Genomic DNA, 14,213 nt, shown 5'->3' with positions numbered 1-14,213 from the left:
CATGCAGCCAATTGACAGACCAACTGTTCAACGACTCATCGTTGTCAGTATCTTTGGTATCGAGAACGATGCCAATGCAACGTACACATACACCGAACCGGTTTCCGGCATATTCCACGATCGGTCCGACCGGTGCGACATGCAGATCAACCGCCCGACAATATGCAACTTCGTGCTGGACGACGATGCATCGGTAAATGGCTGGACCATTACCAAAATCTCGCCCAAGCCTGAAAATGCCGAGTCGCTGCCGTTTGAGAACGGAGCTTACGGCTTGTCGATCGCCACCTACAATGACCACGGCAACCATTCCGAAGTGTTCAATTACTACATACACTTCTACAATTCGGTGACTGAGGCCAGGTTCAAGGAAGACCCTCAGGAAGCTAACATCCCGCCTTGATAGTCGGCGAGATAGTGCCGTAGTTCGTCACAGATCGCCGCGGCCAGCTCCTCCTGTAATGACATGCAGAGCTCGCCGCAGCGATCAAATTGCGAAAGCCAGGCGATGCTGCCGGCCACAGGCTCCACCAGCCTGATTGAAGCACGCACATGCTTGTCTTCCACGCGTACGCTCCCTTCCAGCCTCGGAGCCTGGCTGGCATTGCCGGCTTCGCACATCGTGCCGGCGGCGCTGAATTGCACACCATTGCCAAGCGACTGGAACAACCTGGAGCCGAGTTCCTCGTCAAGTCCGCAAACAAAATTGCTGCTTGCACCGGGGCCGGTCAGGTTTCGTAACGGAGCAAGCTGGATTCGCTTGTAGCGCAGGAGCTTCGGCACCGCTCCGGAATGCGAGATGACAGGAACGTAGCTCCCCATCGGGATCGAAATATGGATCGCCGCCGCATGCTCCGTGGCCGCATAGTAGGTTGCCAGCCGAGTTCGCAGGCGCCCGATCTGCACCCGCACTTGCGGATCGAGCGTTGTATCGTATGTGCTCGCATCGCGATCGAATAGGTCCAAACCGATCGCATATTCGTTGATCTCGTGCTCATGTCCACCCAGCTTCTTCTCAAGCAGGAAAGTCAGCAGGCGGCACATGCGGGGCGCTTTCGCGAAGGTCGGGCTGGCCAGCAACTGTTCAACCTCGCGCCAGAGGTCATCGTTTGACAGGGCGACTCCATTCTCTTGCAGTGGCTGCATCAATCGTGCGTTCATTTCCGTTCCCAGTCAGGAGTGATCGAATTGCACTTGCGGCGTGCTGCAGCTACTCTAACCAGGCGCCCTGCTTATTGCCTTACGACGATCTTACGGCTGAAAATTGTTGCGTTCTTCGCCTTTCAGCGATGGTTTGATAAAAATCAAAGCGGCTTGGGAAGGTGGCCAAAGCCGGGCATTCGTTGTACCTGCAAAAAATCAGCGCGCAATGCTTGCGACTTCCGAATCGCTTAACGCCGTACCGTAAATGCGCAAGTCATCCATTGAGCCCTTATACGGCGTATCCCACCAGTTGACGCCCAGCGCAAACACGCCTGTGTTTGTCGTAAACACATTCGGGAAGTTCGCCCCGCTGAAGCGCTTCGTCCCGTTGACATACACGCTGACAGCCCCATTCTTGACCGTGAATGCCACGTGCGACCATTGCCCGACGGGGATGTTCATCCCCAGCCCCGCGTCATACCAGGCCGTCCCGGACCACAGCATGCTCGCCCCGCCGGCAAAGTCATGGCCTTTCGGCAGGAAGCTGATCCACGACTCGGCATTGCGGGCGCCAAAGAAAGTGGTCGAGAAAGCAGCCAGCTGCGCAGGCTTGAGCCACATCGCCACCGTGTAGGCGTTATTCGATATGAGCCCATCCGGCAAGCGCACGCCGGTTGCTCCGTTGAAGACGGCAGCACTTCCTTTCATGCCCGCTTCGTAAATCAGGCTGCCACCGGCAACATCGATTTTGCTAGCGACGACTGTGCCCGCGCCGAAAGTTCCGGTCGAATCGCCCAGGTTGCCGTCAAACGTGTAGTGCGCAAGCATGCCGCGCAGCTTGCGCACTGTGACAGCGAACGTTTTGACAACGCGCGCGTGTCCCTTCGTGATAGTGGCCGTAAGTGTTACGTTCACGTCGCTTGCAGGACTGCTGACCTGTCCGGTACTGCTTAACACCGAAGGATTGGAAGAAGCCCAGGAGATGACCGAATCGCGCGCGGCACTGGTCGGCAATGCGATATCTCCCGTGACCGCATTGGTATTGCCCAGACTGAGTTCGCCGTATACCGCCTGCACGACCTGCATGTCGCTGCGGGCCGGCAAGCGGCTGCCCATGATGGACACGCCGTCGCGCGACGTCGCACTGAACGCCACGGTATAGCTCTTGGAAGTCTCATCCCATTGGTTCAGGAAGACGCCTTTGAATGGCGGCGAGCCGGCCAGGTTGATCTCGGCCTGGTTGCCGCCCTGGAGCGTCCAGGTGCCCGATGCAGCCCCGCTGATCGTGCCATTCGCATTAAGCGTGACCAGCTTCGACTTCTTGATGCTGGCGGAAATGTCCTTTCCATGGTTGACGAACATATAGTCGCCAAAGACGAACCCGCGCGGTATAGGCGCCAGCGTTTCGTTGGTATTGCGATACGGCGCCAGCACCGGCCATCCGTCAGCGTTCATGAACATCTGGTGCACGCGAATCTCATGCTGCTCGCCGCGCTCCGGGAAACGGCTATGGAAAACCAGGAAATGTTTGCGGGTGGCCGCGTCGTAATACGCCGAATTGTGGCCGGCCGATACATAGCCGGTGCCGACACCGGTCCCAGCGTCACCAATTCTTCGCTCAAACAGGAAGTTCCCCATGATTTTCACGCCATAAGGGGAAATCGAGGCATCGTCAAACAGGGGCTTCGCCGGGTCCGCCTTGACGTTCGCCATGTTCAGCCCTTGGGCGTCGACATAAGGACCATCCGGGTTCGTGGAGCGTGCCACGCGCATATTGTAGCCACCTGCGGCGTCCAGCCCGCCAAATGAACTGAACAGGTAGTAGTACTGCGTTGCAGGGCTGTACATCACGTAGGCGCCTTCGATTCGGCTGTGATTACCACCCATCAGGCGCTTCCCATAACCCTGCCCCGGCAGGGGCATGCCGTCCGCTGGATTCATCTGCATGATGAAGATACCGCCGGAGTAGGAACCGTACACCATCCACAGCCGGCCGCCATTATCGAAGAACACGTTTGGATCGACTGTGTTCGGATGTTTGAGCGCGTCGTAAACAGTGCCGTCGTAGCTTGCCTGGCCCCACATGCCCGACTTCAGGATGATGCCCTTGTTCACATAAGGGCCCTCGATCTTGTCAGCCACCGCCACACCCAGCGCCGAGCGTGGCGAATCACCCTTGCAGGCGTTGTAATACATATAGTACCGGCCATCTGCCAGCCGGATCACGTCCGGCGCCCACAAGGTATTCGTTTGGGCCCAGTTGAAGGTCTCCGCCAGTTCCGTAAACACGTTGCCGGAACCGTTCAGGAACAGCTTATTGGTCGCGCTGACGGAACTGGTGACTTGTGTCCAGTTCATCAGGTCCGTGGATTTGGCCGATGCCAGGTGGGAGCCGAACACATAGTAGGTGCCGCCAGTCCTGATCACGGAAGGATCATGTACCGACGCGTTCTGGAAAGCCACCGGGGCATAGGGAACACCAGCCGTTGCATCAAGGGACAATATGGAGCAGGCCAATACGGCGGCAGCCCATAACAGCGAGAAGGGTTTGGTCACGTTCGTCTCCAATTATGTTTTTACGCAAGTTAGCGCGCAAGAACCGGGGTGTCCAATGACCTTTTCCTCTGCATTGATAGCGAAACAAATATGTCATGAAACTGTAACCTTGCTTCGCTATGATTGGACAATTTGCATGAGCAACCGAACCTACAACGTGCTGTTCCTCAGCACACAGAATACTGCCCGCAGCATCATGGCAGAGGCAATGCTGAATGCCGTTGGCGGCGGCCGTTTCCGCGCCTTCAGCGCAGGCAGCCAGCCCGCCGGCAAGCTGAATCTGTTCGCCGTTGAACAAATCAGGGCCCTCGACGATTCGCTGAATGGCCTGCGCAGCAAATCCCTGGATGAATTTTCGGAGCCCGGCGCACCGGAGATGGATTTCGTGATCACCATGTGCGACGTGGCGGCGGGCGAACCATGCCCGGTCTGGCCGGGCCAGCCAGCATCGGCGAACTGGAACTTCCGCGACCCGGCTGCCAGGCAAGGGCCGGTGGATGGGATCCGCCAGGAGTTCTTCACGGTCTGCCGCGAAATCAAGACGCGGCTGGAGATCTTCCGCAACCTCCCTGCGGAGGCATTGGACGAAATGGCGCTGCAACGCAAAATAGCGAGGATTGCCGGCGTCCAGCTTTAAAAAAAGACAGCCACATCGGGCTGCCTTCGGCTTACGTACAACAACGGTCTTACTGATTCTTTGGCACGGCCGGCAATTGTTCTGCCCACTGGCGCGCGGATACATCCAGCACCTGGCGTCGCTCAGCTGCGACCAGCGGCAGCAGGCGCGCCTTTGTGGAACGGACGGAAGCACAGCCTGCATTGCGGTCGCGCCGCCCGAACTGGCGCTTCAGCACGCAGTCGTATTCATAGACCGCAGCCGCATCCGCATAAGCTCCTTCCAGTTGCTCCGGCAGCTCGGCCGCATAACGCATCACCTGTTGCGCGGCCGCACCCTTGTAACCAACATCGAAAGCGCCGGCCTGGTGGCCGTACTTGACTGCCTGGTTCAGCGCGCGCCATGCGGCAGCATGCTTGCGGATGTCGGTGATGATGGGTGGCAGTTGCGATTCCGAGCTGCCGTCCGCAGAAGTCATCGTCACACCCCAACCGGAACTTCCGGTAAGTACTTCTTCATGACAGGCCAGGCGATTGTTCGCTTCCGCCGCGCGCAGGCGGATCGCGTCGCGGTTACCGCTTTCAGCTTCCTTATGGTTTTCTTTCATCCAGCTTTTGTAGGCAGCATTGGACTTCTTTCCAAGCAGGACGTCGCAGTCATCCAGTTCCAGATCGGCAGCGTGAACGCTGGCGCAACCAAGGGTGGCCAGGAGCAGCGTGCAAAACAAATTCTTCATTTCTTTCCTATCGTGTTTTTCAAGTTCCATCCGCCCGTCGCGGCCACTGCGCATCGCGCAATGCCTCCCCGTGCAGCCTTGCGCAATCATAATGCACGAGCATATATTTACGGCAACACGATTGCCCGTCAGAACGCACTCTTGACCACACCCCCATCGACACGCAATGCTGCGCCGGTCGTTGCCGACGAAAGCGGGCTCGCCACATAGGCGACCAGCGACGCCACCTCCTGCGGCGTGGCGAAGCGCTTGATCAAGGACGTAGGCCGCACATGGTCGAAGAACTCCGCCTCCACCTGCTCGAAACTCTTTTCGGCGGAACGCGCCATGCCTTCCACGAAGTCGCCGACGCCGCGCGACTTCGTCGGTCCGGGCAAGATACTGTTGACCGTGATGCCGGTCCCCGCAACCGATTCCGCCAGCCCGCGCGACACCGCTAGTTGCGCCGTCTTGGTCATGCCGTAGTGGATCATCTCGGTGGGGATCTGGATCCCGCTTTCGCTGGAGATGAAAATGATGCGTCCCCAGTTGGCCCGCTTCATATCCGGCAGCACCAGGCGGGCAAGGCGCACCCCGCTCAGGACATTGATGTCGAAGAAGCGCTGCCAATCCTCATCCGGAATGTCCTCAAAGGCCTTCGCCTCAAAGATGCCAAGGTTGTTGACCAGGATGCTGATGCCGGGATGGCGCCGCACCACTTCCTGTGCGGCATCGGGCTGGCTCAGGTCACCAGCAAAGCCGAGGACCGTTCCACGCGTTTCGGAGCGCATGCGCTCCACCGCCTCATCGACCCCGGCCTGCGACCTGCCGTTGACGATAACATTCGCACCTTCCTGCGCCAGGGCGTATGCGATGGCATTGCCAATTCCTGCCGTACTACCGCTAATCAATGCAAGCTTGCCTTCGAGTTGCAGATCCATGGTGTTCCTCCTCTAGTTTTCCCAATAGCCGCGACGCAAGGCGATCGTCACCGCATGGGTGCGATCGCGCGCATCAAGTTTTTGCAGGATGGTCTTCATATGCGCTTTGATGGTGTCTTCCCTCACCCCCAGGCACTGGCCAACACGCTGGTTGGAATTGCCATCGGCGACATGGCGCAACACTTCCAGCTCCCGCTTGCTCAGCGAATCCTGCTGGAAGCAGCTGGCCAGGCTGGAGGCGACTTGCTGCGGTAGCTGTCGCTGTCCCGCATGCACGGCAGCTATATAGCTGCCTAATTCGCTCCGGGCCAGGTTTTTCAGGATATAGCCGCTCGCGCCCGCTTTCAAGGCGCGTGCTACCTGCACGTTGCCGGCGTATGTACTCAGGACAATGACGCGTGCCTGCGCGTCTAAGCTGCAGATCGCCGCAGTTGCCTCTATCCCATCGCGGCGCGGCATCTGCAGGTCCATCAGCGTGATGTCGGGGCGAACGCGCTTGTACTGTTCGATGGCTTCATCGCCGTCGGCGGCTTCTGCTACAACCGAAAATGCCGGATCTGCGGACAGCACAGCAGCAATCCCGCTGCGCATCAGGGGGTGATCGTCTGCGACCAGAATCCTGATCGTCCTGCCGCGTTCGCTTTCCATAACAGCGCTCCTTTTTTCACCTGCATGAGGGTATCACCTGAAAATGCCGTTTTGATCACCCTTTCGGGTATAGGCCAGCGCCGCCGGCAGCGTTAACTGCCACTGAGTGCCATGGCCGGCACTACTTAGTACTGTAAGCTTGGCGCCGATCCGGGCCGAACGCTCAGCCATACCACGCATTCCCCAGTGATCCTGGCGCCCGCCCTCGCTCAGCACTTCCACTGGTATGCCTACGCCGTCATCGCGTACGACGCAACGGAATTCCCGCATACCGTATTGAAATTCGACCTCGATCCGGCCTGCGCCGGCGTGCCTGTAGGCGTTGGCGATGGCCTCGATCACAATCGCCAGGACGTCTTGGTAAATGGCACCGTCGATCAGGCGAAGCACGCCACTCATTTTCATCCGGATCGCGCCGGCTTCACCAACTCGCAAGCGGGCCGCTGCAGCCAGCACCGCATCGGGGAAGCTGAGCCTGTGGTCATCCGCCCCCCGCAACTCGCGAATCCGTTCGCGGCCTTCATCCACCACGTCGTCTGCTTGCTGTAACGCAGTCTCAAGTTGGATCCGCAAAATATCTTTCGCCGGCAATTTCGTAACGGCTGCATGGATATGCAGGATCAAGCTTTGCACCGATTGCAGCAAGGTGTCATGCAACTCCCTGGCAATTCGCTCACGCTCATGCATCCGTGCCTGCAGGCGATAGGCCATTTGCCTGGCCAAGCGGTTAACATGCCAGCGATATGCAATGTAGGCACCTGACAGAAGCAGCGCTACGCATAGCACCTTGAACCACCATGTTTGCGCCATGGTCGGGACGATCGTGAAGCGTGCCACCGTGTGCTGATCGCCCCACTTGCCGTTGTAGTCTGAGGCAGCAAGGCGGAACTGATAATCACCCGGCGCAAGGTTGCTGTAATAGGCACTGCGACGGGTGCCGACATCCTGCCATTCCTTATCCACCCCATCCAGCCAATAACGAAACCGCACCCTTTCCGGCATGGCCAGCAAAGGGACGGTGTAGTCGACCTGCAAGGACGTCACGCCTGGTGCAAATTGAACATCTCCCTGCAAGGCCTTGCCTTCACCCGGAGCGCCGATTGTCTTGATGATCGGGGGCAAGGCGGGCGATTGCGGCAGTTGTTCCTCCGGATCCAGCCGGAACAAGCCGGTCGACCTGACTATCCACAAGCGCAAATCCGACGAGAGCACCAGCGAAGGCGATGGGGTAATGCGCGGCGCACTGCCCTCCAGCCCATCCGACTGATCCAGCCTTTCGAAATGCACGCGGTATGCCGGTTCCCGCCGCGCCTTGGCGACCTCTCCACCCGCAATCCGGAACAGGCCTGCCGTGGCATTCAGCCATAGATCGCCATTTTCCATTTCGACTATGCCAGAAATGCCGTCGAAGGACTCGCCATTGATGCCGCTGACCTGCTTGAACCGGCCGGCCTCGAACAGCGCTAGTCCGTTGTCCCCGCCCGCCCACACGTGCTTGCCATGCAAATGCAGCGACATTACCAGTCCAATCGCAAGGCCCTCGGCTGCTCCGTAGCTTTGCCATTTGCCATCCTCGGCGTGCACTACGCGGCCCGGAAAGTATCCAAGCCATAAGCCTGCGGCATCGGAGCGCGCCATTACATTGACTTCACCATTTTCCCCGGTTTTCCCCCAGCCGCCGCTGGAATCCAGGCGGTACAGGCCCATCTGCTGAATCGCCGCAAGCAACTCTCCGTTTCGGTCAGCCGCCACACTTGTTATTACCCGTTCGCCAATGCTGGCCGGCAGTTCGATTCGGCGATTGTCCGCACCCTGGATACGCCGCAGCGCGCCATATGACGCGCCCCACAACGTACCATCGCTGCTACGAGTGAAGCTGGTCAGCATATCCGCCCAGCCCTCACGCCTGGCAGGCCACAACGGCGTAATCCTCGGATCGCCAGCATCGCCTGCAGCAATGTGAAAGCCGCCCACCCACGCACCGCCGTTGTCGTCGGCCAGGATGGCGGCGCCAATGGCCGACTCAGGCACTTCGATTCTTGCAAAGCGCCTGCCGCGGAAACGATCGATTCCTGTAGACGTGGCGGCCCATACATTGCCCTCCCTATCCTCGAATATCGCACCTACGGCAGGGCCGCTCAGGCCTTGCGGTGGCGTAGTCAGGTACGCCCGATCCCGCGTACGGTATTCAAGTCCGTCCTTATGTCCTACCCACAGGTTCCCCCGGTGGTCAATTAGCAGGCTCGTAGGGTCGCCCAAGCGCTCCCACAACGAGGGATAACTATCTTGTCCAGGGCCTGACAAACGATTGAAACGGGCGCGGGCGGCATTCCAACTTACTACGGCGCCGTCCGCCAGGTTGAACAGGACGCCAGTGCCGCTATCGATTGGAGCCTTGCCGAAATGCGTATTGCCCGGCCGGAGGAAGTAGACTCCGCTATCGCCTTGCGCCCACAATACGCCATCCCGGTCGCGCATCAGGGTTTTGTACGTATCAGCGGGGAGCCGCCACGAAGTGGGAGACGCATGCCAACGATCGTTTTCCAGGTAATACATCCCCTGAGCGGTCGCCGCCCATGTCCGGCCGTTGCCATCTTGCTCAATGCCCCATACCGCGCGCTTCGGCAGGCCGTCCGGTTCGCTGTAATTCCGGATGCGTCCATGTTCAATCCTTGCGGCGCCGCCGGTGCGATAGCCTATCCATAAAGAGCCATCGACGAACGCGTTGACCAGGCTGACGTTCCTGGTCAATAAGGGCGTGTTGGCCGGTGTGAACTGTTCAAACCGGATTCCGTCAAAGCGATGCAGTCCGGCCGGGCCGCCAAGCCACAGCCAGCCGTCCTTCGACTGGGTCATCGACAGGACCATGGCCGGGGCGCCATCGCGCGCAGTCCAGCTGGTGTGGTGCAGGTTGATCTGGGCCCCTGGCCAGCTGCGGGCTTGAGACGACGCGCAGCAAAAAAGAAGCACCAGCACCGAAACCAAGCTTCTATAACTCAGCAATGAACTCTCCATAGCGTGCGCGATCGGCAATGTATTGTCGTTTCTGAACTTTCTTGCAATGACGAACATTGTATAGAAACAAACTACCCGATAGTGGGTATGCCGCTTGTACAGGCATGGATATTCTGGTGGTTCAACCACTGGAGATCATCATGCTACGAACTATGGGCAATTTGCTTTACATGGGCTTACTCTTGTTTTGCAGCGTCGCCGGACACGCTCACGCGCAAACACCCAAGAGTAATTTTGCGGACGTAAATGGCGTTCGCATCCACTATCTGGCAGCCGGCAAAGGCGATCCGGTGATCCTGCTGCATGGCTACACCCAGTCCAGCCATATGTGGTTGCCGCTGATCGCCCAGCTATCGAAAGAGCATTTGGTGATTGCTCCCGACTTGCGCGGATTCGGGCAATCCGGCCTGCCGCAAGGTCCCTATACCAAATCGGTCATGGCGCAGGACGTGCACGCACTGGCGGTCAGCCTTGGCATCAAATCGGCCAAGGTGGTCGGGCACGATATTGGCCTGATGGTTGCTTACGCCTATGCCGCGCAGTACCCGCAAGAGGTCAGCAAGATTGCCTTGATGGATGCCTTCCTGCCTGGTGTGGGCAATTGGAAGGACGTCTGGCTATTGCGCGACTTGTGGCATTTCCATTTTTATGGCGAGACGCCGCTGGCCCTGGTCAAAGGGCGTGAACGCACTTACTTCGAACATTTCTGGAACGATTTCGCGGCGGATAAAACGAAATCTCTGAGCGAGGCTGATCGCAGATTCTACGCTGCTGAATACGCACAACCGGGCCATATGGCGGCGGGCTTCGAAGTCTTCCGGGCTTTTGCCCAGGACGCGGAAGAATTTGCGACCTATATGAAAACGCCGCTGACCATGCCGATGCTGGTGCTGACCGGGGAAAAAGCATCGGGTCAATTCCTGATACAGCAGGCCCGCCTGGTCGATAACAACGTCGAAGGCGTGGTGATCAAGAACAGCGGACACTGGCTGATGGAGGAAGCGACAGCCGATGTACTCCCCAGGCTGGTCCAGTTCCTGAAGTAAGGCGAATCTGACGATTCCACACCCCTCTTTTCTCTTGAAAGACGGGTGCTGCGCTGCGCGCCACGGATATAATCACAAGCGCGCACCAGAATCTACAGAAAAACCTATGAGCGATACCGTATTACCTTTCAGGGCCACCACCGATGAAGCCTGCGCCTGGCTGGCGCAGCAGACCGGCTCCCCGTGGACCCTCGCCCGCCTGCTGGAGAACGGCCTGAAACCGGTGATCTGGCTCGATTACGATGCGGCGTACCCGGAGTTGTTCGGCGATGCCAACGGCGGCTATGCGGCGCCAATCTTCTTCCAGGACGATATCGCACGGCTGGTAGCCGGTAGCGACGATGTCCTGATCACGTTCACGAAAGATGCCTATCAATTGCCGGCACGATTGCCTGCCCCGGGATTTCGGCGCTCACTCGACGAATTGCGTTTCCCCAAGAAGGACCTGCAGCGCCTCGCGGGGAAGCTGAAGCACGAGAACCGTCCGACGCCCCCACAGGGTGAGGCCGCAAGTACAAGCGAATCGCAGTATGGCATCGGCAAGGCCGAAGTATTGACCGCTTTTTCTGCTTTCGTGCGACTGGACCTGGCGCGCGAACTGGATACGGCGCTTGGGATCTTCGGTGACGACGGCGCCCGCGTCAAAGCCAGCGCCCGCAAATCGAAACGTAACGCGGTATGGAATCCAGTCACCCTGGCGCTTGGACTGCACGACGTTTACCGTGTTCCGCTCGGACCGTTAAAGCGCGCATTCAAGGCGCACGACTTCCTCTATGCCTGGGAGAATGATTGGGAAGAATCCCTTCGTTTGCTGGGCAAATGAGTTTTCACTACGGCGCATCCGATCAAATGGTGTATGCTGCCGGCATGACTCAAGACACCGATATCCAGCTCAGCGGCCCTTTCAAAGCAGTGGACGGCAATGGCCGCACCGTCGACATCAAGTCCCTGCGCATCTTCGATGAAGGTTATGGCGTGGTCGACCTTTATGCCGACCTGGCGGCACCGGCCAGCGACGGCTTGCACAAGGATCATAAGCTGCTTGCCGAAATCAGCGCACGCTTGCGTACTCTGGGCTACAGCGGCCCTGATCTGACGCCGGGCGATCCGGTCATTCAGGAAAAGCGCCTGATCGTGCTCGATACGCCGGACGAATTCCTGCCCTTCGCAGTGCGTAAGGGCTTCAAGGACCTGAGTTCGGAATTCGACGAATAATAGTCATGAAGCCCTTGGCCATTTTGCTTGCATCGATCCTGCTTGCAGCCTGCGGCCAGAAGACGGCAACATCGCACGCGAAGCAATCGGAAACGCCGGGCAAGGGCAATACGATGAACTGCGTTGCCGGCGATATCAAGCTGGCTGGCACCGGTGAACCGGAAGTCGGGCTGGCCAGTTTCGGCATCCAGGGCAATACCATCACCGGCTTCGGCCTAAGCCTGGACGTGGAGCATGACGGCAAGGCATACCAGGTTTCCAGCTCACTGATGCCGCTGCCAATGGAAACCGGCACCTTCCACTTCCCATCGCTGACCGAGCCGGGGATGACGCTGGCTTCTTTCAACGTCAGGACCTCTGATCGTGATCTGCTCAAGGGGTACAACGGCGGCACCTATAGCCAGCAGTACTCAGCGGTTGAGAATGATCCGGAGGCGAAGCTTAAAATCCAGGTCGACAAAATGACTGTCTCGGACGCTCCGCTGCCAGGGTTCAAGCGCGTCCACGCAGTCGGCCAGTTCGAGTTCAATGCGGCCGCCCTGCCCGCCTCGTCCCCCAGCGATGATTGCGTCAAAAATGGCATCGCGCGTTCAATCATCGGCGCCAACTCCGGCAAGCGCACGCTGCCGCTCTTCGATGCCGCCATCTGCGGTGCTGAAAAGAAGCACGTCCAGTGCGACTTCGACGTTGTAGCCGACCTGGTAAAGCTCCAGTAGCAGGCCGCAGCGCGGCCTCTCGCAGCGACGCTTTGATACTGCATTGATACTTGAAACAGCGCTGGCAATCAGCTAAAACTGGGCAGGATGGATAACGGCGCCAGGCGCCATCTTCGGCTCGGAGGCATCATGGCACGCTATTTGAAGCTGCGCAACGGCAACGTCTTTGTGGATGGCTTCCACCTGCTCGCCCTGATCGAGAAGCTGATTCATGAAACCAGGCTGGCTCCGGATCTCGCTGGCACCGGCGCGGCCAACGATCCCTACGTCATGGACAGTGCATCGGATTGGATCACACGCTGGAAAGCATCGACACACGAAGCTGTCATTTACTATAAGCTGGCCGGCCGCCTGATTACGAAGAACAAGCGCGTCTATATTGGCGATGCCGGCCCAGCCTATCTGCAAGGCGCGAGCATCCTGGAGGCAGCATGCAAGTCGTTTCGCAGCCTTTACGGCCGCTTGCCACGCTTGCGCACTGAGACAGGATTTTTGATGACGATTCGCTTGGGCATCGAAGAAACGCAGCCGGGCGTCAATTCCAGGCAGGTACTGCGCCAGGTTACGGCCAGCGGAACGCCGCCCGCGAACTGGACCGCGGTCGTCCTCAGCAAAGTGGTGGAAGCCGCGGCAAAGATAAGCGGCGGCGCATCTAACGACTCGATGGAGTTCTTTCATGCAGAGGACAGGGCCAGGCTGCAGGGCTGGATGGTGAAAAACTCGCATCGCGATCCCGAATACCAACTGCTGGCTCAACGTATGGTGGACCCGGGATTGATCTACGATCAAAGCCGGCAGGCGCTGGCAGCCGGGCGCGGGGTGCCGCGCGCGATTTCCTGGAACGATATTACCCGTTCCCCAGTTATCGCCGGCGCAATCCGCAAGTTAATGAAGGGGGAAAAGCTAGCGTTGGGCAAGGACTATTCGCGCATGCAGTTTCTATTGCCGGTCACGACGATGGCAATATTCCATGCCGAACCCGCGCGAAACGCCCGCGCCTGGCCAATCAACTTGATGGTGCTTGACCTGGCCGAAGCCAGCACACCCAATTTCACCTGGGGTGCCATCCTGTGGCACCCCCTGGCCATCCCGCGTGATGCCACCACGGGAGTTGGCATGCCCGTTCCGCCTCAAACCGTGATCCACGGCCCGATCGGCAATGGGCGCGCCATGGGACAGATCGACAATACGCTCAAGCTGCACCTGGTCGGCGGCATTTTGCCGGCAAGCCCCACCAAGGGCGGCGAGATCGGCGGAAAGCAACTCTTCAAGCCCGCCAAGCCACTCACTGCGCAAGCAATTCTCCACAATGCGAAGCAAGGTCACGGCGACATGCACAATTCGCCATACGATTTCATCCACCAGAAAGAAGTCGACGTCGTACTGCGGTGGCTCACGAAGTTTCCGATCATCGCGGGCGCCTGGGAAGTCGCGGACCCTGCCGACGGCGGCGCTGTCCTGTTGAACAGCCAGGCGATACTAAGCCGCATCATGCCGAACGATCAGGTCGTGTCCAACTCCTTGCGCTGGATGGGCACGATCCTTTCAAATCGCATCGAAAGCCTGGACCGAATGTAGCCCGCGGCTTGTCGCCCGGCCTCG

General features: G+C 58.8%; 13 protein-coding genes. 7 read left to right on the top strand and 6 right to left on the bottom strand.

The features are described from left to right. The first annotated feature begins 1 nt into the window (after position 1). Complete coding sequence (locus tag ASE26_RS18635; RefSeq protein ID WP_156397798.1) at positions 2 to 403, top strand: hypothetical protein; 402 nt, start codon at positions 2 to 4, stop codon at positions 401 to 403. On the opposite strand, the gene ASE26_RS18630 is transcribed toward ASE26_RS18635, so the two are convergent. Next, positions 379 to 1,161 (bottom strand): hypothetical protein, encoded by a 783-nt coding sequence (locus tag ASE26_RS18630; RefSeq protein WP_057246715.1) that lies wholly within the window; start codon positions 1,159 to 1,161, stop codon positions 379 to 381. The two genes, ASE26_RS18635 and ASE26_RS18630, sit on opposite strands and share 25 nt — an antisense overlap. 198 nt (positions 1,162 to 1,359) lie before the next feature. Then, the gene (locus ASE26_RS18625; RefSeq protein WP_057246714.1) at positions 1,360 to 3,699 is read right to left on the bottom strand and encodes a family 43 glycosylhydrolase; all 2,340 of its coding nucleotides are present in this window, start codon (positions 3,697 to 3,699) and stop codon (positions 1,360 to 1,362) included. Positions 3,700 to 3,835: 136 nt separating this feature from the next. Between ASE26_RS18625 and ASE26_RS18620 the strand changes: the two genes are divergently transcribed. Further along, complete coding sequence (locus tag ASE26_RS18620) at positions 3,836 to 4,336, top strand: arsenate reductase ArsC (protein WP_055923768.1); 501 nt, start codon at positions 3,836 to 3,838, stop codon at positions 4,334 to 4,336. A gap of 49 nt (positions 4,337 to 4,385) precedes the next feature. On the opposite strand, the gene ASE26_RS18615 is transcribed toward ASE26_RS18620, so the two are convergent. The 4 genes from ASE26_RS18615 to ASE26_RS18600 all read right to left on the bottom strand — a co-directional run bounded on the left by ASE26_RS18615 (position 4,386) and on the right by ASE26_RS18600 (position 9,691). Next, entirely contained in the window at positions 4,386 to 5,105 is a 720-nt protein-coding gene (locus ASE26_RS18615) for a hypothetical protein (RefSeq protein WP_156397799.1), read from the bottom strand. 74 nt (positions 5,106 to 5,179) lie between these two features. Beyond that, complete coding sequence (locus ASE26_RS18610) at positions 5,180 to 5,971, bottom strand: SDR family NAD(P)-dependent oxidoreductase (protein ID WP_055923774.1); 792 nt, start codon at positions 5,969 to 5,971, stop codon at positions 5,180 to 5,182. A gap of 12 nt (positions 5,972 to 5,983) precedes the next feature. Further along, the gene (locus tag ASE26_RS18605) at positions 5,984 to 6,619 is read right to left on the bottom strand and encodes a response regulator transcription factor (RefSeq protein ID WP_055923776.1); all 636 of its coding nucleotides are present in this window, start codon (positions 6,617 to 6,619) and stop codon (positions 5,984 to 5,986) included. Positions 6,620 to 6,652: 33 nt separating this feature from the next. Then, on the bottom strand, positions 6,653 to 9,691 hold the full coding sequence (locus ASE26_RS18600) for a sensor histidine kinase (RefSeq protein WP_055923779.1): 3,039 nt from the start codon (positions 9,689 to 9,691) through the stop codon (positions 6,653 to 6,655). 47 nt (positions 9,692 to 9,738) lie between these two features. On the opposite strand from ASE26_RS18600, the gene ASE26_RS18595 reads away from it, so the two are divergent. From ASE26_RS18595 to ASE26_RS18575, 5 genes are all read left to right on the top strand, one after another. After that, on the top strand, positions 9,739 to 10,680 hold the full coding sequence (locus tag ASE26_RS18595; protein ID WP_307142626.1) for an alpha/beta fold hydrolase: 942 nt from the start codon (positions 9,739 to 9,741) through the stop codon (positions 10,678 to 10,680). Positions 10,681 to 10,786: 106 nt separating this feature from the next. Continuing rightward, positions 10,787 to 11,503, top strand: coding sequence for a hypothetical protein (locus ASE26_RS18590; protein ID WP_057246713.1), 717 nt, complete (start codon positions 10,787 to 10,789; stop codon positions 11,501 to 11,503). A 44-nt stretch (positions 11,504 to 11,547) separates the two neighbouring features. After that, positions 11,548 to 11,895 (top strand): hypothetical protein, encoded by a 348-nt coding sequence (locus ASE26_RS18585; RefSeq protein WP_055925167.1) that lies wholly within the window; start codon positions 11,548 to 11,550, stop codon positions 11,893 to 11,895. Between the two features lie 5 nt (positions 11,896 to 11,900). Further along, positions 11,901 to 12,611 (top strand): hypothetical protein, encoded by a 711-nt coding sequence (locus ASE26_RS18580; protein WP_055923788.1) that lies wholly within the window; start codon positions 11,901 to 11,903, stop codon positions 12,609 to 12,611. 129 nt (positions 12,612 to 12,740) lie between these two features. Then, on the top strand, positions 12,741 to 14,189 hold the full coding sequence (locus ASE26_RS18575; protein ID WP_055923791.1) for a hypothetical protein: 1,449 nt from the start codon (positions 12,741 to 12,743) through the stop codon (positions 14,187 to 14,189). The last annotated feature ends 24 nt before the right edge of the window (positions 14,190 to 14,213 follow it).

Origin of the sequence: Duganella sp. Root198D2 (assembly GCF_001428585.1) — a bacterium.
GTDB lineage: Bacteria > Pseudomonadota > Gammaproteobacteria > Burkholderiales > Burkholderiaceae_D > Rugamonas.
Note: the sequence above shows the minus strand (reverse complement) of the source record. Positions and strands in the feature narration are given on the sequence as shown.

Bases quoted from the DNA above. Each gene is read 5' to 3' on its own strand.
- ASE26_RS18610 (WP_055923774.1), bottom strand. From the start codon at position 5,971: ATGGATCTGCAACTCGAAGGCAAGCTTGCATTGATTAGCGGTAGTACG.
- ASE26_RS18580 (WP_055923788.1), top strand. From the start codon at position 11,901: ATGAAGCCCTTGGCCATTTTGCTTGCATCGATCCTGCTTGCAGCCTGC.
- ASE26_RS18600 (WP_055923779.1), bottom strand. From the start codon at position 9,691: ATGTTCGTCATTGCAAGAAAGTTCAGAAACGACAATACATTGCCGATC.
- ASE26_RS18620 (WP_055923768.1), top strand. From the start codon at position 3,836: ATGAGCAACCGAACCTACAACGTGCTGTTCCTCAGCACACAGAATACT.
- ASE26_RS18630 (WP_057246715.1), bottom strand. From the start codon at position 1,161: ATGAACGCACGATTGATGCAGCCACTGCAAGAGAATGGAGTCGCCCTG.
- ASE26_RS18590 (WP_057246713.1), top strand. From the start codon at position 10,787: ATGAGCGATACCGTATTACCTTTCAGGGCCACCACCGATGAAGCCTGC.
- ASE26_RS18585 (WP_055925167.1), top strand. From the start codon at position 11,548: ATGACTCAAGACACCGATATCCAGCTCAGCGGCCCTTTCAAAGCAGTG.
- ASE26_RS18605 (WP_055923776.1), bottom strand. From the start codon at position 6,619: ATGGAAAGCGAACGCGGCAGGACGATCAGGATTCTGGTCGCAGACGAT.
- ASE26_RS18615 (WP_156397799.1), bottom strand. From the start codon at position 5,105: ATGCGCAGTGGCCGCGACGGGCGGATGGAACTTGAAAAACACGATAGG.
- ASE26_RS18595 (WP_307142626.1), top strand. From the start codon at position 9,739: ATGGATATTCTGGTGGTTCAACCACTGGAGATCATCATGCTACGAACT.
- ASE26_RS18575 (WP_055923791.1), top strand. From the start codon at position 12,741: ATGGCACGCTATTTGAAGCTGCGCAACGGCAACGTCTTTGTGGATGGC.
- ASE26_RS18635 (WP_156397798.1), top strand. From the start codon at position 2: ATGCAGCCAATTGACAGACCAACTGTTCAACGACTCATCGTTGTCAGT.